Genomic DNA, 20,478 nt, shown 5'->3' on the forward strand with positions numbered 1-20,478 from the left:
GCCGTCGTCGCTGGGAAGGGACCTACTCGAACGGGTCGAAGTAGGCGACCGTGGCCGCGTCGATGTTGCTGTCGATACCGACGGGGTCGAACCCGATGGTGCTGGCGCCGGTGACGTACACGCGTCGCTTGCCGTCGGGCCCGCGGTCGAGCACGACGCCGTTGCCGCCGTCCGATCCCGCGGTGGCGTCGTAGCTCGCCGACCACACCTTCTCGCCGTCGGTCATGTCGTAGGCGATGGTCAGGTAGTCGAGGTCGGTCTCGGTGTCCGCGGACTCGCCGGTGACGACCGCACGGGTGCCGTCCTCGGAGATCGTCACGTCCCAGGGGATGTCGGAGCCGTGGGCGTTGCCGTCGTGCGTCGCCGCCCAGACCTGCTCACCGGTCGTGACGTCGTACGCGACGGTGGCGTAGTCCATGTTCGTGGCACCCTCGACGTTGCCGGTCACCAGGATCTTGCTGCCGTCAGGGGTGAGCTCGGTGGCCTGCGGCACATCGGTGCCGGCACCTCCGTGTTCAGAGGACCACTTCTCCTCGCCGGTGGCGAGGTCGTAGCCGACGGTGGCCCAGTCGGTCTGGCGGTCGGTGTTGCCCACGCCGCCGGTGACGACCACCGTGGACCCTGCGATCTGGACCTGGTCGGAGATGTCGATGCCGTTCGCGCTTCCGTTGCGGAGCACGTCCCACAGCTGCTCGCCGGTCTCGGCGTCATAGGCCACGGTGCCCCAGTCGGTGAGACCGGTGCCCGCGCCCCGGCTCTGACCGGTGACGACGATGGTGGCACCGTCCTCGCTGACCGCGATCGCCCGGGCGTCGTCGGTGCCGTTCACCGGGTCGTCGTAGCGCGAGACCCACAGCTGTTCGCCGGTCGCGGCGTCGAAGGCCACGGTGGCGTAGTCGAGATGGGTGTCGCCGACGTTCTGGTAGCCGGTGACGTAGATCCGCTTGCCGTCGGGGCTGACCACCAGGTCGTTGACCGTGTCCGAGGCCTGGCCGGGGCCGTCGAGACTGGTGTTCCACTTCTCGGCGCCGCTGGCCCCGTCGTACGCGATCGCGACGAGGTCGCCGCCGCTGGTGCCGGAGACGTAGACCGTCTCGCCGTCGGGGCTCATCCCGAAGCCGGCCGGCTCGTCCGATCCGCCGTTCGAGCCGTCCCACTGGATCTCCCAGAGGGGCTCGCCGGTCTTGGGGTCGTAGGCCGCGGTGAGGAAGTCGGGCGCGAGTCCGCCCGCTCCTGCAGGTCGGGTGAACCCGCTCATGTAGAGCCGCGTGCCATCCGGGTTCAGGAGCACCTCGGTGCCGACGTCGGTCGAGGCGCCGAAAGCGGTGCGCTGACCGTCGTACCGCGTCGCCCAGTCCTCCGCGCCCGGCCGCTTGGCCCGCAGCACGATGGGGGAGCGGACCGTGTGCGAGCCATCCGTCCAGGACAGCTGGCCGCCGAGGTAGCGGAACAGCTCGGCGTCCTCGAGGGCGAAGGTCGCGGTGAAGGTCTTGCTCTCGCCCGGCTTGATCGTGAGGGTGCTCGGCTCGATCGTGACGTCGACACCCTCCAGGCCGGTCACCGACGCCTTGTAGGTGGCCTTCTTGTGGCCCACGTTGGTCACGGTGCGGGTGACGGTCTGCGCCTCGTCGAGCAGCCCGATCCCGATGGACGGCGTGTTCAGGTCGCTCGGGTCGAGCGAGCGGCCGGAGTCCTCGAGGGAGTCACACGTGCTGTCGAGTACGCCGCTGGTGGATCCGCACAGGAACGCCAGCCAGTCGTTCGTACCGCTGTCGTAGACGAGACCGGGATCGGCCGCGGTGTTGGGCTGGACGTGTCCCGCGCCCTGCTTGAAGATCACCTTCGGGTCGGTGGCCGCCCCGTCGCGTACGTCGGACCCGGTGGTCATCAGCGCGGACTTGATCGCCATCGGCGACCAGTCGGGGTGCAGGTCGCGCAGGAGCGCTGCGATGCCGGCGACGTGCGGCGCGGACATGGAGGTGCCGCTCATCAGGTTGAAGTCCATGCCGCCCTGTCCCGGGGGAGCGACCGCGGCGAGGATGTCCTGCCCGGGCGCGATCACGTCCGGCTTGAGGAGGTCGCCGTTGCCGGCCACGAGCGGCCCGCGGGAGGAGAACTCGGCGGTGTAGGGCGCATCGGCGCCGCGCTGGATGGTGGCGGCCTCGATCGTCGCGGTGGCGCCCGAGGTGGCGGCGTACGCGCTGATCGCGCTCCACTCGGTGTCGGCCAGGTGCACCGTGGGGACCGAGTGGAAGTCGGAGTTGAGCGAGTTCTCGTAGGCGTTGACGAAGATCATCCCGACCCCGCCGGCCTCGGCGACCGCGCGGCTGGAGTTGACCCGCGCGATGTCACCGCCGCGCTGGCACAGGACGATCTTGCCGGCCACCTTGGCCGGGTCGAGCGCCGGCTTGCCGTTGTTGTCGCTGGCCGGGTAGCAGCGCGAGCCGGCGGTGATCGACACCCCCGAGAGCCGGGCTGCGGAGCCGGTGATGAGCGGAGCCGGTCCGACCCCGTTGGGGGCGACCGAGGCGCCGGTGTAGCGGGTGCCGTTGCCCAGAGTGACCGCTCCGGTGGTGCTGCGGTCATGGGTCCCGGCGGCGACGGTGGTCAGCCACGGTCCCGGGTGGGCGACGGTCGAGTCCGTCGGGCCGGAGTTGCCGGCCGAGGCCGACACGAAGATCCCGGCCGCGGCGGCGTTGAGGAACGCGACCTCGGTCGGCTCCAGGAAGTCGGTGCTGGACCCGGAGACCGAGTAGTTGATGACGTCCACGCCGTCGGCCACGGCCTGGTCGATGGCGGCGACCATGTCGGAGGTGTAGCCGTTGGCGGTCGAGCCGTCCTCGGTCGACCACAGGGCCTTGTACGCCGCGATCCGTGCCCGGGGCGCGATGCCGGTGATCTCACCGAACGCCGAAGCGGCTCCGGTCACCTTGACGCCGTGGTTGCCGCCGGAGGTCGACGCGGTGTGGGTGCCGTGCCCGTTGTAGTCGCGCGGTGAGCTGAACTCCCAGGGCAGCTGCTCGGCGATGCCGGCGTCGCCTCCCCAGCCGTCGTTGAAGTAGCGAGCCGTGATCAGCTTGCTGTTGCAGCTCCTGGCCGTCCAGGAGTCGTCGCCGACGGTCTCGGGCGTCTCGCAGGTGCCGCGGAAGCCCTTCGGCCTGCCGTGGTAGACCTTCTTGCCCCGCTTGTCGCGGTCCGAGAAGCTCTTCGACTCCGGCCAGATCCCGCTGTCGATCACGCCGATGACGATGTCCTCGCCCGCGCCGTCGGAGTGCTTGCCGCCGTCGGGTCCGCCGAGCTGCTCCCAGAGACCCTTGCGGGCGTCGAGGCCGAGGAAGCTGGCCGTCGAGGAGGTGTCGGCCTCGACCTTGGTGTCCTCGTGGACGGCGACGACGTCGGGCTGCGCGGCGAGCTTCGCGGCCTGGTCGCCGGTGAGGTCGGCGGTGAAGCCGTTGAAGGAGTAGACGTACTCCTGGGTCGGCTCACCGCCCTTGACCTTGGTCAGTGCCGAGCGCTGCCGCCCGCGCAGGTGGTCGGCGTAGTCGACCGTCTCGCTGGCGTCGGGGTCCACCTTGGCGCCCTTGCCCGGCTTCGTCGCCGAGAGGCCCTTGACGTCACCGTCGTAGGTGGCGACCGGGTCGAGCGCCATCTGGACGATGTACGTCCCGCGCTTGTCGCCCTTCGCCTTGGCTGCCGCGATGTCGGCCGCCTTGGTGACCTTCAGGCCGCCGTCGCCGCGGCTGAGCGCGCCATGGGTGATGGCTGTGCTCTGGGTGGCCTCGGGGTGCTCGGCCGGTTCGTCAGCCCTCGCATCGGGGGCCATCGTCGTGACGAGGGCCGTCGTCGCGGCCAGCGCCAGCGAACGACGGGCCCACCGTCGGATCGGGGGATTGCCCTGCATTTCCTGCTCCTCGCATCCTGCTTCCACGGCACGTGGAAGGGGTGTGGGGGAGGCTATGCGTGGTAACGATGAGGACACATCCGTGTCCTACACTGAGGTTTGCTCAGACCAGTGGGAGGACGCTTGAAGGACACTCTCACATCTCGGATCCTGGTCGGCCGCGATGCCGAGCTGGCACAGGTCAGGTCCGCGATCGATGCGGCTCCGGCCATCGTGGTCATCGAGGGTGAAGCCGGGATCGGCAAGAGCCGTCTCGTCGGTGAACTCATCGAGGCTGATCCGGCCGGGCTGTTCCTCCTGGGTCACTGCCAGCACCTCCTGGACCCGTTTCCGCTCGGCCCGGTGGTCGATGCGCTGCGCGGTCACGCCGACCGGATCGAGAGGTCGGCTCTGAGCCCGGTGGTCGGGTCCCTGAGTGCCCTGGTCCCCGAGATCGCCGACCGCCTCCCGCCACCACCCGAGCCGCTGGCCGACCAGCAGGAGGCCCGGCACCGCATCTTCCGGGCGGCGACCGAGCTGCTCGGACACCTGGCCCCGGGCGTGCTCGTCCTGGAGGACCTGCACTGGGCCGACCGCGTCACCGTCGACTTCCTCGCGTTCCTCGCCGCGCATCAGCCGCCCGACCTCTCGATCGTCGTCACCACCCGGCCCGAGGCCGGTGCCCCGCTGGTCCGGGAGGCCTTCGCCCGGGCGGTCTCCGGGCCGGCGCGCACGGTCACGCTGCGCGAGCTCGGGCCGGCCTCGGTCGGCGAGCTCGCCCGGACGATCCTGGCCACCGACGTACCCGAGGAGACCGCCGCGGCGCTCTTCGAGGTGACCGGTGGCGTCCCGTTCGTCGTGGAGGAGGTGCTCCGCACCCTGCTCGAACGCGAGCCCGCCGCCGAGATCCCGCGGCATCCCGACGCGATCGCCGCGCTCTCGGTCTCCACCGCCCTGCGCGATGTCGTACGCGAGCGCGTGGCCGCCCTCGACGTCTTGTCCGCCGAGGTGCTGGGCGCGGCCGCGGTCGCCGATCTGACCGTCGATGCCGGGCTGATCGCCGAGGTCACCGGCCACGACCTGCGGAAGGTCGCGCGGGCGCTCGACGCTGCGTACGCCATCGGGCTGCTGCACGACCAGGAGGGGCGGGGCAGGTTCCGCCACGTCCTCGCCCAGCAGGTGGTCTACGACGAGGTGCCGCCGCAGACGCGCCGCTGGCTCCATCTGCGCACCGCGCAGGTCCTGGAGGAGTCCGAGGGGGCGCCCCGATCGGCGCAGATCGCGCACCACTACCAGCGGGCCGGTCGCCCGGCGGAGTTCGTGCGCCATGCCGAGGCCGCCGCGGACGAGGCGATCCGGCGGGGCAACGACGCCGTCGCCGCCGACCTGCTGCGCCAGGCGACGGCGGACATGGAAAGCCTGCCGCCCGAGACCCGGGTACGCCTGGCGACCAAGCTCGGCCGAGCCGCGGTCGACGGCCTCGCCCACGCGGAGGCGATGCCGATCCTGGGCCGCCTCCTCGACGAGCAGGATCTGCCACCGCTGGCCCGTGGCGAGCTCCGGTTCGCGCTCGGCCGGCTCCAGCGACAGCAGGGACACGCGCGCGACGGCTTCCGTGCGATCGAGCGTGCCGTCCCCGACCTCGACGGACGCCCCGACCTCCAGGCGCGAGCCCTCGCCGTCCTGGCGGTGCCCGAGACCGTGGTCGACGTGTCGATCGCCACCCACCTCGAGCGCTGCGAGCAGGCCGAGGCGGCGGCCGAGCGCGCCGGAGCGGCCGACGTCGGGCTCTCGGTGCTGATCACCCGCGGCTCGCTCCTCCTGGAGCAGGGACGACCGGAGGCCTGGGACCTGATCGATGCCGTACGCCGCGACGGCGTGCTGATCGCCCACCCCCGTGAGCACGCCCGGGCCGCGGTGAACTGGGCCCAGGGGGCGCTCCACAGCGGTCACCTGCGACGCGCCGACGAGCTCGTCGCCGAGGGCCGCGCCGTCGCCGAGGCGGCCGGGTTCGAGCGGGTCATCGAGGTCTATGCCCTGGTCAGCGCGATGGCCGACTACGAGTGCGGCCGCTGGGACGGGCTGGCCGACCGCGTACGGGACCTCGCCACGCCGGGGCTCGGCTTCGGGGCAGCGTCCCTGGACGCCCGCCTGCTGCACGGGCTCGTGCTGACCGCGACCGCGACCGGGACCGACGCGCGCGAGCAGCTGGCCGGGGTGATCGCCGAGTGCGAGCGGGTCGGTTCGGTCTGGCCGCTCATCCCCGCCCAGACCGCGCTGTCGCGGCTCCTGCTCTCCACCGGAGACGCCCACGGAAGCCTCGCCCAGGCGCGGGCTGCGGTCGACCAGGCCGGTCGCAAGGGCCTCCATGCCTGGGCCGCCGCCCCGATGCTCTGCCTGGTCGATGCGGCCGTCGCGATCGGGACGGTGGCCGAGGTCCGAGCCGAGGTGACCGACCTGGCCCGCCATCTCGGTGACGCCGACGCTCCGGCCGCGCTCACCGCGGTGCGCACCTGCGAGGCGCTGGTCGCCCGGGCGGACGGGGAGGCGGCGGCCGTCGAACGGCTGCTGGCCTCCGCGCGCCACACCGCGGCGGCCGCGGGACTCGTCTACGTCGCGGCACAGGTCGAGGAGCGGCTCGGCGACTGGCGGTGTGCGCAGGCAGCGGACTCCGGCCCGGCGCTCTTCGAAGGCGCGCTGCGCACCTACGGCGGACTGGACGCCAAGCGTGACATCGCCCGGGTCACCCAGCTCATGCGTCGCCACGGCGTGGCCGTTCCCTACCCCTGGCGAGGCGGGCGCCGGGCACACGGCACGGACCTCTCCGACCGGGAACGGGAGATCGCGCTGCTCGCCGCCGCGGGGCGTACGAACCGCGAGATCGCCGCCGAGCTGTTCCTCTCGCCCCGCACCGTCGAGACGCACATGTCGCACGCGCTGCGCAAGCTCGGGCTCCGCTCGCGCGAGGAGCTACGGAGAGACAGCAGCGCGCTCAGTCTGGACGGCGAAGTGGCCGGCCCATGATTCGGCTCGCAATCGCGACCGTGGTCTGTGGGCGTCCGGCGTAGGCTGGCGGCATGAACGCGGACGACGACCTGTACGCCGAGATCCCATCCCTTGATGAGCGATCCCGGCGAGCGCTCAAGGTCGCCGAGAAGTGGATCGGGGAGGGCATCGCCGGTGTCGCGATCGGTGCCGCCGAGGGTGGGGGACCGGCGGTGGTGGTCTATGCCCTCGACCCGGCCTCGGCGGCGGTGAGGTCCCTGCCCCAGGAGTGCGAGGGCCTACCGGTGAAGGTGGAGACCGGAGACGCCTTCAGGACCGAGGACTGAGGGCATCTCCGGGTCCTCAGCCGATCACGGCCAGACGCGCACCTGAAGGGCGAGCTGGACCAGCGCGATCGGGTTCAGGATCGTCGCCACGCTCGATCCCGCGAAGAGCAGCCCGACCGGGTTGTTCTGCAGGTCGAGCACCATCGAGCCGGAGTCGCCTCCGGCCGACATGTTGGTCGTGATGATCTGGTTGCAGAACTTCGCGACCCTGCCGCCGCCGTAGTTGACGTTCACCGTCGCCGCGATGGCGGTGACCCGGCCGGTGGTGAAGTTCGTGGTGCGACCGGACTTCTTGAGGAGCATCCCGACGGTTGCGGCCTTGGCCGCGGTGGCCGGGTAGCCGTTCCAGTAGACGTCGCGGTCGATGAGGTGGAAGGGCACCTCCGCCACCGCGGCGTCCACGCTGTTGCACGAGCCGTCGAACCTGATCGGCACGAATCTGGCCAGCCGGCCGATCACGTCCGCCGGCGCCGTTCCGCCGTCGAACGGCCCGGGCTGCAGGATCGGGTCGCCGATGTTGGCGTTGTTGGAGTTGGCGAGCACGTGGTTGTTGCTCAGGATGTAGTAGCGCGGCGGGATCCCCGGTACGGGGCTCAGGTCGTACGCCCCCGCGCCGATCGTCCCCGCGGTGATCTTGAAGTGCCCGACGCTGAACCCCGGGCGGGCCGGACGGATCCGGGTCGCGAGGGTCTGGGCGTCGACCTCCTGGGTCTCCATGAGCTTGGTGTCGCCGGCGAACAGGTTCCCGACCTCGAGGACGTCGGTCGGCTTGCCGTCGACCGTCTTCGGGATGGTGTTCGCGCGGCTGACCAGGTCGGTCGGCATCTTCTGGCTGACCAGCACCATCACGCTCGGCGTCTCGGTCTGCTCGCCGCCCTTGATCTTGAGGCCGACCCCGACGCCGACCACGTTGTCCCTGCCGAGCAGGCCCTCCTCGGCCGATGCCTTCGACGCGGCCACGGCCGTGAGCTCTTCGGGCACCGCCTCTGACTGTGCCATGAACAGATCTTCGTTGTTCATGTTGATTCCCCCTGTGGGCCTCGGGTTCCGGACCTTCCGGAACGACGACCGAAGCCTCACCTTCGAGGAGCGGCGACGGCAGGCTCTGATACGAGGGGCGGTATTTTGCGCGCGGGTCAGACCTGGGGCAGCCGGTTCAGGAGCGCCCGCAGGGGTGGCCATCGGTCCCGGCCGCGGCGCGTCGCGGCATAGCCGCGGAGCCGGACCGTGGGGTCGGTCAACGGCCGAACGGTGACGCCACGGCGGGAGGTGCGCCCTCGCGGCAGCAACGCGAGCCCGTGACCTGCGAGGATGAGTTCGTCGACGAGTTCCAGGGCGTCGACCCGGTGGACGACCCGCGGCGTGAATCCCGCCATCGAGGCCAGCGTACGCAGCACCTCCTCGTCGGCGGTGTGACGCGAGTTCACGATCCAGTTTCGGTCGGCGAAGGCCGCGAGTGGGGCGCGCGGCTCGTGCGCCGGCATTCCCAGGCCCCATTCGACCTCCCACAGCGCGACGGTGTCGTGGTCGTTGCGCCACGGCTCCGGGGCGAGGTTGTAGTCGTAGACGAGGGCGAGGTCGACGTCATCGCGTGCCAGCAGGGCCAGCGCCTCCGGCGGCTCGTGCTCACGGACCCGGACCTCGATGCCGGGATGAGTGTTCCGGAGGTCGTCGATCACCGGCAGGAGGGAACGTCGGATCGCGGTGGCGAACCCAGCCACCCGGACCACGCCGATCGGCTCCGCGTCAGGATCCAGGTCCAGACGCGCCGCATCGACTGCCGCCAGGATGGTGACGGCATGTTCGGCCAGGCGATGGCCCGCGGGGGTGAGGCGTACGCGTCGGCCATCAGGCTCGATGAGCGCCGTGCCGACGTCGCGGGAGAGGGCTGCGATGGCTTGGGACACGGTTGAGGTGGTGGTGCCGATCTCGGCGGCGACCTCATGCATCGAGCCGAGGCGAGAGAGCTCGAGCAGCATCCGGAGCCTGCGTACGTCCACCTGTCTATCGTTGCGGATCATCGAACATAATGTCCAGCAATGTCACGTGGACGCGAACGGATGGGATGAGGTCAACTGGGCCTCATGTTCAGACCGGCTGTCCGCCCCGCATCCTCCGCCCGCACCGGCTCCTCGATGGCGATCGCGGCCATGCTCTGCGTACAGCTCGGGCTCGCCGCGTCGGTGGGGCTGATCGATCAGCTCGGTCCGGCGGGTGTCGCCTGGCTGCGCCTGTTCTGGGCTGGTCTGGTGCTTCTCGTCCTCGTCCGGCCGCGGCTCTCGTCGTTCAGGCGCGAGACGCTGCTGGCCGGTGTGGCTCTCGGCGTGGTCACCTCCGGCCTGACCCTGCTGTTCATGGCGGCGTTGACGCGGCTCCCGCTCGGCACGGCCGCCGCTCTGGAGTTTCTGGGGCCGCTCGGGGTGGCTGTCCTCCGCAGCCGCGGCATCGCGCGGGCCTGGGCGCTCGTGGCCGCCGGCGGTGTGGTGTGCCTGACCCAGCCCTGGGACGGCGCCGTCGATCCGGTCGGTGTGGCGTTCGCACTGAGTGCCGCCGTGTGCTGGGCGTGCTACATCCTGCTCACCCAGCGGGTCGGCGACGCGGTCAGCGGCATCGGTGGACTCGCGATCTCCATGCCGGTCGCGGCCCTGGTCGCCACCTTCGTGGTCGGACCGGGCATCGTCGGAAAGCTCACGCCCGAGCTTGTGCTGGCCGGCCTCGGTCTGGCGCTGCTGGTGCCGGTGGTGCCCTTCGCTCTGGAGATGCTGGCGCTGCGACGTCTCACCGCCGGTGCCTTCGGGACCCTCATGGCGCTCGAGCCGGCGATCGCGCTGGTGATCGGGTTCTTCGCCCTCGACCAGGCGCCCAACCTCATCGCCGTCCTCGGGATCGGGCTCGTGGTGGCGGCCGGAGTGGGAGCCGAACGGGCCGGAGGCCGCACCCCGTCCGGACCGGTCGAGGAGACCGACAGCATGCCACCTGCGCGTCACTCCGATTCGCCGGGTCGGGGCGTCAGGCCCGGGCTTCGCCCCGCGACCTCACGGCGCCACACCGCGACCGCGAGTGCGCCGAGCAGCACCGGCACGCCCACGGTGAACACCCGCCACACGATCAGCCCGGCCACGGCCGCCGCCTCGACCTGCGGGCCACCGGCTTCGACCAGGGCGGCGAGGATGAGGGCGTCGACGATCCCGATCCCCCAGAGGGGGAACACGGTGAACGGGAAGGCGAACAGGTAGGCGATCGCGATCCAGACGACGCCCACCTCGTCCGCCGTGACCCCGACGAAGCGCAGGCACAGAACGAGCGCGGCGAGGTCGACGACCATCATCCCGGCCTGCGAGAGCACCGCCAGGGGAAACCCGCTGTGGAACCGCTCGGCGATGTCGGCGCGGAAGCTCTGGCAGGCATCCGCCCAGCGATCGGGGTCGACCGATCTCCGGAACCGGCGCACGATCCGCCCGGCGCGGGTTCCGACTGTGCGCGCGAGCGGGTCGCTGCGTACGACCATCAGGACGGTCACGAGGATGGCGACCGCGACCGCGATGCTGAGCAGCTCGAGCCACCGGAACGACGGGGCTTCGCCGACGGCCAGCAGCAGGATGAATCCGAGGAGCGGACCCGAGAACCTCGCGATGTAGAACGTCAGCGAGTTCATCACCGTCCCGGCGAGGCCCTTGGCGGGGCTGACCCCCCACGACTTGAACATCGCGACCCGCAGCGCGATGTCGCTCGGTGGTGGCGCGATGAGTCCCATCAGCGTCGCGCCGAGGTCGTTGATGGTGGCCCGGTAGAACGTCACGCCGCGGATGAAGAACCTCAGTGGCATCGCCAGCAGGACCTGACGAACCAGCACGACCGCGAGAAGCACGATGGCATGCCACCAGCTGAGGTGCGTCAGCGCGTCCCGGGCCGCGTCCCAGTCGACCCGCCCGACCAGGCGTACGACGGTGACGGTGCTGAGCGCTGCCACCACCAGCAGGACGATGCGTGTGATCCAGGCGCGACGTCCGGGACGGGCGTCGCTGACGTCGGGGCCCTCCAGAGTGCTCACCGCGTGGCCGCGACGGCTCAGAAGTCCACAGGGTCTCGGCTGATCGGGCAGGTCATACAGTGTCCGCCACCGCGGCCCCGGCCGAGCTCGGCGCCCACGATGGTGATGACCTCGACCCCGGCCTTGCGCAGCAGCGTGTTGGTGAGGGTGTTGCGGTCGTAGGTGAACACCACGCCGGGCTCGAGCGCGACCGCGTTGTTGCCGCTGTCCCACTGCTGTCGCTCGGACTGGTAGACGTCCCCGCCGGTGTCGATCACCTGGATTGCGGACAGCCCGAGCGCCTGCGCCACGACCTCGACGAAGGCCGCGTCGCCGTGGTCGATCACCTCGACCCCGGGTGATGTGTCGGAGGGCACCAGGGTGAAGGTGTGCACCGCGTCCATGATCGTCGGATAGAGCGTGACGATGTCGCGGTCGACGAAGGTGAAGACCGTGTCCAGGTGCATGGCGGCTCGCAGCTTCGGCATCCCGGCGACGATCACCTTCTCCGCGGCTCCCTGCTCGAAGAGGGCCTTGGCGACCTGGGTGATCGCCTGGCGTGAGGTGCGCTCGCTCATGCCGACGAGCACGATCCCGTTGCCGACCGGCATCACGTCGCCGCCCTCGAAGCTGGCCTGCCCCCACTCCTGCTCGGGGTCGCCCCACCACACGGTCGAACCGACGTAGTCGGGATGGTGCTGGTAGATGGCCTTGTAGAGGAGCGTCTCGTCCTTGCGGGCCGGCCAGTAGAGCGGGTTCATGGTCAGCCCGCCGTACAGCCAGCAGGTCGTGTCCCGGGTGTAGAGCGTGTTCGGCAGCGGGGGCATCAGATACTCCCGGGCACCGGTCGACTCCCGCGCGAGGCCGACGTAGTCGGAGCGGAAGTCGCCCGGCAGGTCGTTGGTCGCGAGACCGCCGATGAGGAACTCCGCCAGCTGCCGGTCCGAGACCGACTCGAGGTAGGTGCGGGTGTCGTCGACCAGGCCGAGGCCGACCTGGTTCGGCACGATCTTGCGATCGAGGATCCAGTCCTTGGCGCCGGAAACCGCCAGCGTCTGGGCCAGCAGGTCGTGCAGCTCGACGACCTCGACACCGCGCTGGGTCAGCTTGTTCACGAAGTCGGCGTGGTCGCGCTGGGCGTTCTCGACCCACATCACGTCGTCGAAGAGCAGCTCGTCGTTGTTGCTGGGGGTGAGCCGGCGGTGGGCCAGGCCGGGTGCGCAGACGAGCACCTTCCGGAGCCTGCCGACCTCGGAGTGGACGCCGTACGCGGACTTCTGCTCTGACATGAGATGCCTTTCGGTTGAGGATGGAGATCAGAGGGAGATCCAGCCCGTTGACAGGCCGTAGACGCCGAGCGCCGCTCCGACGAGGATCGCGCCGAACAACGCGATCTCGGTGGGACTGAAGATCCTGCGGCCATGTTCGCTGCGGGCCTTGATGTACAGCAGCGACGCCGGCGCGAGGATCAGCGTCATCAGCAGCACGAACTTCAGCCCGGCAGCGTCGAAGAGGAAGATCGTGTAGGCCGTCGCGATGCCGGCCACGATCGTCTCCTTGCGACGTACGCGTGCCGGCACTCCTTCGTACGCCTCGCCCGTCAGGCCGAGCTTGAGCGCGTACGCGGCGGCCAGCAGGTAGGGCAGGATCGCCAGGCTCGTGGAGAGATCGAGCATGAAGTTGAGCGCGTCGTTGACGAACAGGGTGAGAGCGAGGAGCCCCTGGACCCCCAGCGACGTCACCACGAGCGCGGTGATCGGGGTGCCGTTCCGGTTCTCCTGACCCAGGAAGGCGGGCATGTCGTCGGCACGGGCCGGGATGTACATGACCTCCGCGGCCATCAGCGTCCAGGCGAGGTAGGCACCCAGGACCGACACGATCACCGCGACGCTGATGAACACCTCGCCCCAGTCGCCGACCACCGACTCGAAGACGCCGACCATCGACGGCTGCCGGGTGTCGGCCAGCTCGGGTTGGGGGACGACGGAGTAGCTGGAGAGGGTGACGAGCGCGAAGATCGACAGCACGCTGAGGAAGCCCAGCACGGTCGCCTTCCCGACGTCCTCACGCTTCTTGGCGTAGCGGGAGTAGACGCTGGCACCCTCGATGCCGATGAAGACGAAGGTGGTGATCAGCATGGTGTTGCGGATCTGCTCGTCGAGGCTGCCGAGATCGCCGTAGCCGGTGGCGACCCAGTTGTCGGCGAAGACGCCGGCGTCGAAGGAGATGAAGAGCACCACGATGAACACCAGGATCGGCAGGACCTTGAAGACCGTGACGATCCGGTTGATCACCGCGGCGTCGCGGACACCGCGCGCGATCAGGTAGTGGAAGAACCACACCCCGACGGTCGCGAGCGCGACCGCGAGCACGGTGTCGCCGTCGCCGAACCCGTCGAAGAACGCGCCGATGGTGGCGCCGATGAAGACCCAGTAGAAGGTGTTGCCGGCCACGGCGCTGGCCCAGAAGCCGATCGCGGAGTTGAAGCCTGCGTAGTCCCCGAAGCCGGCCTTGGCGTAGATGAAGACCCCGGAGTCGAGCTCGGGCTTGCGAATCGCGAGGCTCTGGAAGACGAACGCCAGCATGAGCATGCCGGTGCCCGCGATCGCCCAGGCGATCAGCGATCCGAGGATGCCGGTGGCGACACCGAACCGGGCCGGCAGCGAGAAGACGCCCGCGCCGACCATCCCGCCCACGACCATGGCGGTCAGGGTGGGGAGACTCATCTTCGCTGCAGCGGGTGCCTTGGTGGTGGCCGCGTCGGAACTCATGCCCTCGATCCGATGCCCGATCCGGTCCGTCCGCCTCACCCGTAACGTGTGATCCGCCCCGGATCGTCTGCGACGACGCTGGGAGGGTCCTGTGAAGGGGGAGACGACGATGGGCTTTCGAGACCGGCGCGAGAAGCGCCAAGAGGAACGCGAGGCCTTCGGGCGCGGCGGGAGCGCCAACCGCTTCCAGATGCGCCAGAAGATGATCTCGATCGGTGACGACTACTGGATCGAGAACGAGGACGGCGACCGCGTCTACCGTGTCGATGGCAAGGCGCTGAGGCTGCGGGACACGTTCGATCTCGAGGACGCCCACGGCAACAAGATCTGTCGCATCCAGACCAGGGTCCTGCACATCCGGGACTCGATGGCGATCGAGGACGCCGACGGCGAAAAGCTGGCGCTCGTGCACAAGGCGCTCGTCTCGCCCTTGCGCGATCGGTGGAAGGTCGACCGCGAGCACGGCGAGGACTGGACGGTCCAGGGCAACATCGTCGACCACGAGTACGACATCGAAGCCGACGGACGCAAGATCGCCGAGGTGTCCAAGAAGTGGTTCCGTGTCCGGGACACCTACGGTGTCGAGGTCGCACCCGGCGAGGATCCTGCGCTCATCCTGGCCGTGACCGTCGCGGTCGACGCGATGGTCCATCCCGCGAAGTGAAGCGGTCGACGTGCTGCGAGGGCAGTTGCGAGGGCAGCTGCGAGCGCCGTTCGCGGCGACGGCCGGCACGGTGGTGCTCCTCTGGGCGTCGCTGACCCCGTCGTTGATGCCGCGGACCGCGCTCTTCCAGGCGCTGCTCACCGCGCTGTGCATGCTGGCCGGCTATGGCGCCGGCGCGTTGGCCGGATGGCTGGTCCGCAGCTGCGGTGGCCGGTTGGCAGGCCGGGCACGGGTGATCGCATGGCGGGTTCTCGCCGGCGTCGCCGGCATCGGCACCCTGATCGTGCTGGGGCTGTCGTTGCGCTGGGAGAATCAGGTACGCGACCTGGTCGGGGTCGACCGGGTGGGTGTGTGGCACCTGGTGCTCACCGTGCTGCTCACCGCGGTGCTGTTCGTGCTGCTGCTCGGACTCTCGCGGGGGATCAGGGCGCTGGGCGGCTCGATCGGCCGGTTCGTCGGCCGCTTCCTTCCCGCTGCCGCCTCGAGCGTGATCGGCGGCCTGATCGTCGCGATCCTGATCTACGAGCTGGCCATCGGGGTGGGTGGCAACCGGCTGCTGGGAGCACTCGACTCAAGCTTCGCCACGATCAACGAGGAGTTCAGCACCGACGTACCCCCGCCCGAGACGCCCGAGCTCACGGCCGGCCCGGCCTCGGCCCAGGAGTGGGAGGAGCTGGGCCGCCAGGGACGGGTCTTCATCGCGAGCACGCCGACCGCCGCGGAGATCGGTGAGTTCACACAGGAGCCTGCTCTGCAGCCGGTGCGTGCCTACATCGGTGCCGGCCACGAAGGCGTCCACATCCGCGAGGAGGCGCAGGCCGCGGTGGCCGAGCTCGACGCGCTCGGCGGCTTCGACCGCGCGGTGATCAACGTGGCGACCGGCACCGGTAGGGGCTGGATCAACGAGAACCAGGCCCAGGCGCTGGAGTTCATGTGGGGTGGCGACACCGCGACGGTCAGCCTGCAGTACTCCTACCTCCCCAGCTGGATGTCCTTCGTCCTGGACCGGCAGCGTTCGCAGGACGCCGGTCTGGCGCTCTTCGACGCCGTCTACGGGCGCTGGCTGGAGATCCCCGAGGCCGACCGTCCGCTGCTGGTGGTGAGCGGGGAGAGCCTGGGCAGCTTCGGCGGCGAGGCCGCCTTCAGCGGGGCCCAGGACCTCGCGACCCGCACCGACGGCGCCCTGTTCGTGGGCCCGACCGCCGACAACCGGCTCTGGAGCCGGTTCACCGAGGAACGCGAGCCGGGCACCCCTGCGGTGCTGCCAATCGTGGACGGCGGCGAGATCGTACGCTTCGCCGACCGGCCCGAGGAGTGGGACCTGCCGGGGGCCTGGGGCGGCACCCGGATCGGGTATCTCCAGCACGCCAACGACCCGATCACCTGGTGGTCGCCGGGGTTGGCGGTGGAGCGCCCCGACTGGCTGGAGGAGGAACGCGGCCGCGGCGTCTCCCCGAACGTACGCTGGATCCCCGGGGTGACGATGCTGCAGCTGGGTGTCGACCAGTTCTCCGCCAACTCGGTGCCCCGCGGGCAGGGCCACCAGTTCGGCACCGCACCGGTGTACGCCTGGGCGGAGATCCTGCCGCCGCCGGGATGGAGCGATCAGCGCACCGACGAGCTGGCCGCGTTGATCGGCGATCGGGTGTGGCTGAGTTGACCGGAGGGTCGGGTGAGCCGTCCGCCGCCGCGCTCAGCCCTGGCTGATCAGGGTCTGGGCGACGGTGCGCACGCGGTCGATGGGGACGGCGAAGCCGATGCCGATGTTGCCGCTGGGGCCGCCCAGGGTGGCGATCGAGGTGTTGATCCCGACGACACGGCCGTGGAGGTCGACCAGGGGACCGCCGGAGTTGCCGGGGTTGATGGCCGCGTCGGTCTGGATCATCTCGGGCCTCGATCCGGAGGAGCGGTGTGGGGAGCTGACGATGCCGGAGGTCACGGTGCCGTTGAGGCCGAGCGGCGAGCCGACGGCGATCACGGGCTGACCGATCCGGAGGTTGCCGCTCTGACCGATGGTGGCGGCGCGTACGGCACTGGGGTCGGTCGCGATCACCGCGATGTCGTTGCGCTCGTCGCTGCCGATGACGCGGCCCGAGGTCGTGCTGCCGTCGGCCAGCACCAGGTCCACCGAGTCGGAGCCCTGGACGACGTGGGCGTTGGTGACCACATGGCCGACGCCGTCGATGGCGACTCCGGAGCCGGTGCCGCGTCCGGCGCGGACCTGCACGACGCTGGGCAGGATGCGCTGGGCGGCGGCCTCGGTGGCGTTGGTCGGTGCCCCTCCCGAGGGCGCTGGGGCCGGGGCGGCGATGGTGCCTGCGGTGGGCTCGCGGCCAGGGGCGAGGAGGGTGATCGCGCCGCTGGTCGCGGCACCCGCGACGACGGCTGCGGCCAGGGTGAGGGTGATGGTGCGCGTACGTCCTGGTCGCCTGGCCAGGGCGACGGGCGGCTCCGGGCGAGTGCCGTTCGGCCGGCTCTGTGGAGGGGCCGCATCGGCCGCGCGTGGTGGGGCGACCAGCCGCACCCTGCCGTAGCGGTCACGCACCACACGTCGTGCCGGAGGGGGCGCCGACAGGGGAATCGGGCTCGGCGCGGTCGGTGGTGCCGGCGCGGGTGCGACTGGTCGGATCGGGGGTGGTGGTGCGGGCTGGAGCGGACGGAGGGCACGAGGTGGTGGCGCCGAGATCGTCCACCGTTGGGGACCGGTGGGGCGGCCGAGGCCGGGCCCGGGGGCTGCGGTGTCGTTCATGAGAGTGCCTTCCTGTCCTGGACTTCGAAGGTGGCTAGATGAGCCGAGCGAACCAGCGCAGGGAGAGCGCGGCGGCGACGAAGGCGAGGATCATGGCGCCGGTGACGACCCAGACGGTGATCTCGCGGTATTCGACGTGGTACCCGACGAGGGTGCCGATGTCGTCGTAGACCTCGCGCAGCTCGTCGGCGCTGGAAGCGCGGTAGAACTGGCCGCCGGTGGTCTCGGCGAGGTCGCGCAGCGTGTCCTCGCGGACCTCGACGGACTGCCCTCCGGGGAGAGTGGCGCTGGAGCCCTCGGTCCCGTAGGCGATCGTCGAGACCGGTAACCCCGCCTCACGAGCGGCCTCGGCCGCGGCTGCGGGGTTGCGACCGGCGGAGTTGCCGCCGTCGGAGAGGAGCACGAGGTGGGCCGGTGACCCGTCCTCGTCGGTGTCGTCCCCGGCCTCGTCCAGGACCTGCCGCAGGCCGTTGATCGAGGAGTAGACGGTCTCACCGATGGCGGTGCCGCCGTCGGGCGGGCCCAGACCCTCGATGCTGCGGGCGACCAGGGCGTGGTCGGTGGTCGGGCTGGAGACGACACGGGCGTTGCTGGAGAAGCTGACGAGCCCGACGTTGTAGCGCGGTGGCAGCTGCTCGATGAAGTCGACAGCGGCTGCCTTGGCGGCCTCGAGGCGGTTGGGGGGCATGTCCTCGGCCGTCATCGAGGCGGAGGTGTCGATGGCGACCAGGATCGTGGCGCGTTCGTACGGCACCTGCGCCCGGACCTGGGGCTGGGTGGTGGCCACCGCCAGCAGTGCCAAGGCGCCGACGACCAGCCCGGCGGCCAGGTGGCGGCGCCAGCGGGGGCGGTGGGGGACGAGGCACTCGAGCATGGGCGCGGTGGCGAACCGGAGGGCGTACCTGATCCGGCGGCGCTGCATCACCAGATAGCCGATGGCGAGCACGGCGATCGGGATCAGCGCGAGCAGGAACAGGGGCTGGGTGAGTCTCATCGAAGCTCCTTCCGATCAGTGGGTGGCCGAGCGTGAGCGGGCCGGCCGGGGGTGGCGTGCCCGGCGGCGCAGCATGCGGATGAGCAGGCGCGCCCAGTCGTCGTCGGTCGAGACCCGCAGGTGGTCCGCGCCGGCGACCCGGACGGCCTCGGCGTTGTGCTCGCGCAGCGACCTCATCGCCTCGGCGTACGCGGCACGCAGGCGCGGGTCGGAGGTGTCGGCCTCGTGCTGGCGGTTGCTCTCCGGGTCGAGGATCGTGACGTGGCCGACGGCGGGCAGGTCGACCTCGCGCGGGTCCACGATCTCGACGACGATCACGTCGTGGCGCGCGGTGAGCCGCCGCAGCGCCGGCTCCCAGTCGAAGGGCCGTTTCCAGGTTCCGTCGGTGGGCAGGAGGTCGGAGACGATCACCCGCAGTCCCGGGATCCGGGCGCGCCGGGCGAGCTCGACCAGTGCTGTCGCGAAGCCGGCGCCGGCCGCCTCGGCCGTGCGCGGCGAGGGTGGCTCCGTGGTCAGCAGGCGGCGGGCGACCCGGCGACCCGTGGTGGGCGGGCGCCAACGTACGCCGTCGGCATCGAGGATCCCGAGCCCGACCCGGTTGCCGGGGCCGTCGGCCACGATGCCGATCGCGGAGACGGTCGCCTCGGCGACCTCCACCTTCTCGGCGAGCGCGGTCCCGAAGGCCATGCTGGGGGTGCGGTCGACCAGGACCCAGGTCTCGAGCTCGTGCTCGGCCTGGGTGAGCCAGACGTGCGGGTCGCCCAGGCGGGCGGTGGCGTTCCAGTCGATGCGGCGTACGTCGTGGCCGGGGGAGTAGGGGACCAGCTCCTCGGCGTCGCTGCCCGGTCCGATCCGCAGCCCGGCCGTCTCGCCCTGGAGCAGCCCGCTCACGCGACGCTGGACGGTGAGGTCGAGCCTCCGAAACGCACTCTCGGGCGTACGCCGTGCCTGGTTCACGAGGCCAGCTCCGCATCGGCACTCGGCTCGGCGGTCTCGACGTCGTCGTCGCTCGGCGTCGCCCGCGGTTGTGGGACGACGGCGAGGACGGCGTCCACGACGGCGCGCGGGTCGACCCCGTCGGCCTCGGCGTCGAAGGTGAGCACCAGCCGGTGGGCGAGGATGTCGCCGGCCAGGTCGGCGACATCGGCAGGCAGCACGTAGTCGCGCCCGCGCAGCAGTGCCAGGGCACGACCTGCGGTGACGAGGCCGAGGCTGCCGCGGGCGCTGACGCCGTAGGCCAGCAGACCCTCGAGGTTGTGCAGGCCGTAGGCGTGCGGCGTCCGTGTCGCCATGACGAGCTTGACGGCGTACTGCGCGACGGTGTGATGGACGAAGACCTGGTCCGCTCGTGACTGGAGGTGCCGCAGGGCGGTGGCGTCGAGGATCTGCTCGGCGTGCGGCGGCCGTGTGCCCATCCGCTGGATGATGGTCATCTCCTCGAGCTCGTCGACGTGGCCGACGTCGACCTTCAGCAGGAACCGGTCGCGCTGGGCCTCGGGCAGCCGGTAGACACCGTCGTTCTCGATCGGGTTCTGGGTGGCGAGGACTAGGAAGGGATCGGGCAGGCGATGGCTGGTGCCGCCGATGCTGACCTGCCGCTCGGCCATCGCCTCCAGCAGCGCGGACTGCACCTTGGCCGGCGCCCGGTTGATCTCGTCGGCGAGGACGAGGTTGGCGAAGACCGGGCCGAGCTCGGTGTCGAACTGCTCCGAGGACGGGCGCCAGACGCGGGTGCCGACGATGTCGGAGGGCATCAGGTCCGGGGTGAACTGGAGCCGGGCGAAGGAGCCGCCCACGACGTCGGCCAAGGTCCGCACCGCCAGGGTCTTCGCGACGCCCGGCACACCTTCGAGCAGCACATGGCCGCGGGCGAGCAGCCCGACCAGCATCCGCTCGATCATCAGGTCCTGGCCCACGACGACGCGCTTGACCTCGAACAGCACGCGCTCGAGGACGGCGCTGGTCCCGATGTCTGGCTGAATCGGCTGCTTGTGCTCTGGCTCCCACATGTGGGCCCCCTGGATGGCTGAGTCCTGGATGGATGGTCCTGCTGCGGAC

The 20,478-nt window shown here is 70.8% G+C and carries 14 protein-coding genes and 1 pseudogene; 5 read left to right on the forward strand and 10 right to left on the reverse strand.

All coding sequences use genetic code 11. From position 1 onward, the window contains the following. Positions 1-22: 22 nt before the first annotated feature. Positions 23-3,901: a S8 family serine peptidase gene (locus tag ACFU7D_RS14365; RefSeq protein ID WP_378868041.1), complete on the reverse strand. Its 3,879-nt coding sequence runs from the start codon at positions 3,899-3,901 to the stop codon at positions 23-25. A gap of 123 nt (positions 3,902-4,024) precedes the next feature. On the opposite strand from ACFU7D_RS14365, the gene ACFU7D_RS14370 reads away from it, so the two are divergent. Then, entirely contained in the window at positions 4,025-6,904 is a 2,880-nt protein-coding gene (locus ACFU7D_RS14370) for an ATP-binding protein (RefSeq protein WP_378868043.1), read from the forward strand. A gap of 53 nt (positions 6,905-6,957) precedes the next feature. Beyond that, positions 6,958-7,212 carry a hypothetical protein gene (locus tag ACFU7D_RS14375; protein WP_378868046.1) on the forward strand — a complete coding sequence of 85 codons (255 nt, stop codon included), beginning with the start codon at positions 6,958-6,960 and terminating at the stop codon, positions 7,210-7,212. A 24-nt stretch (positions 7,213-7,236) separates the two neighbouring features. Here ACFU7D_RS14375 and ACFU7D_RS14380 read toward each other — a convergent pair whose 3' ends face one another. Next, positions 7,237-8,211: a serine protease gene (locus ACFU7D_RS14380; RefSeq protein WP_378728558.1), complete on the reverse strand. Its 975-nt coding sequence runs from the start codon at positions 8,209-8,211 to the stop codon at positions 7,237-7,239. A 137-nt stretch (positions 8,212-8,348) separates the two neighbouring features. Then, on the reverse strand, positions 8,349-9,233 hold the full coding sequence (locus ACFU7D_RS14385) for a LysR family transcriptional regulator (RefSeq protein ID WP_378868048.1): 885 nt from the start codon (positions 9,231-9,233) through the stop codon (positions 8,349-8,351). Positions 9,234-9,566: 333 nt separating this feature from the next. On the opposite strand from ACFU7D_RS14385, the pseudogene ACFU7D_RS14390 reads away from it, so the two are divergent. Further along, positions 9,567-10,106: pseudogene (locus tag ACFU7D_RS14390) on the forward strand (DMT family transporter); the annotation flags it as partial. A gap of 89 nt (positions 10,107-10,195) precedes the next feature. Here ACFU7D_RS14390 and ACFU7D_RS14395 read toward each other — a convergent pair. The 3 genes from ACFU7D_RS14395 to ACFU7D_RS14405 are packed head-to-tail and all read right to left on the reverse strand — an operon-like array spanning position 10,196 to position 14,013. Next, positions 10,196-11,263 carry a lysylphosphatidylglycerol synthase domain-containing protein gene (locus ACFU7D_RS14395; RefSeq protein ID WP_378868051.1) on the reverse strand — a complete coding sequence of 356 codons (1,068 nt, stop codon included), beginning with the start codon at positions 11,261-11,263 and terminating at the stop codon, positions 10,196-10,198. 17 nt (positions 11,264-11,280) lie between these two features. Continuing rightward, positions 11,281-12,531: an arginine deiminase gene (locus tag ACFU7D_RS14400; RefSeq protein ID WP_378868053.1), complete on the reverse strand. Its 1,251-nt coding sequence runs from the start codon at positions 12,529-12,531 to the stop codon at positions 11,281-11,283. Positions 12,532-12,558: 27 nt separating this feature from the next. Beyond that, entirely contained in the window at positions 12,559-14,013 is a 1,455-nt protein-coding gene (locus tag ACFU7D_RS14405) for a basic amino acid/polyamine antiporter (protein ID WP_378868055.1), read from the reverse strand. Between the two features lie 109 nt (positions 14,014-14,122). On the opposite strand from ACFU7D_RS14405, the gene ACFU7D_RS14410 reads away from it, so the two are divergent. Next, positions 14,123-14,677, forward strand: a complete 555-nt coding sequence (locus ACFU7D_RS14410) for an LURP-one-related/scramblase family protein (RefSeq protein ID WP_378868058.1) — start codon at positions 14,123-14,125, stop codon at positions 14,675-14,677. A gap of 10 nt (positions 14,678-14,687) precedes the next feature. Then, on the forward strand, positions 14,688-16,337 hold the full coding sequence (locus ACFU7D_RS14415; RefSeq protein ID WP_378868060.1) for an alpha/beta hydrolase: 1,650 nt from the start codon (positions 14,688-14,690) through the stop codon (positions 16,335-16,337). Between the two features lie 33 nt (positions 16,338-16,370). Here the strand turns inward: ACFU7D_RS14415 and ACFU7D_RS14420 are convergent, their stop codons facing one another. From ACFU7D_RS14420 to ACFU7D_RS14435, 4 genes are all read right to left on the reverse strand, one after another. Then, the gene (locus tag ACFU7D_RS14420) at positions 16,371-17,222 is read right to left on the reverse strand and encodes a S1C family serine protease (protein WP_378868063.1); all 852 of its coding nucleotides are present in this window, start codon (positions 17,220-17,222) and stop codon (positions 16,371-16,373) included. Positions 17,223-17,460: 238 nt separating this feature from the next. Further along, complete coding sequence (locus ACFU7D_RS14425) at positions 17,461-18,420, reverse strand: VWA domain-containing protein (RefSeq protein WP_378868065.1); 960 nt, start codon at positions 18,418-18,420, stop codon at positions 17,461-17,463. Between the two features lie 15 nt (positions 18,421-18,435). Next, the gene (locus ACFU7D_RS14430) at positions 18,436-19,377 is read right to left on the reverse strand and encodes a DUF58 domain-containing protein (protein ID WP_378868068.1); all 942 of its coding nucleotides are present in this window, start codon (positions 19,375-19,377) and stop codon (positions 18,436-18,438) included. Then, a complete protein-coding gene (locus ACFU7D_RS14435) occupies positions 19,374-20,429 on the reverse strand; it encodes an AAA family ATPase (RefSeq protein WP_378868071.1) in 1,056 nt (351 codons plus the stop codon). The genes ACFU7D_RS14430 and ACFU7D_RS14435 overlap by 4 nt, the downstream gene beginning before the upstream one ends. Positions 20,430-20,478 lie beyond the last annotated feature (49 nt).

The sequence above is a fragment of the Nocardioides sp. NPDC057577 genome (assembly GCF_042801335.1).
Classification (GTDB): Bacteria; Actinomycetota; Actinomycetes; order Propionibacteriales; family Nocardioidaceae; genus Nocardioides.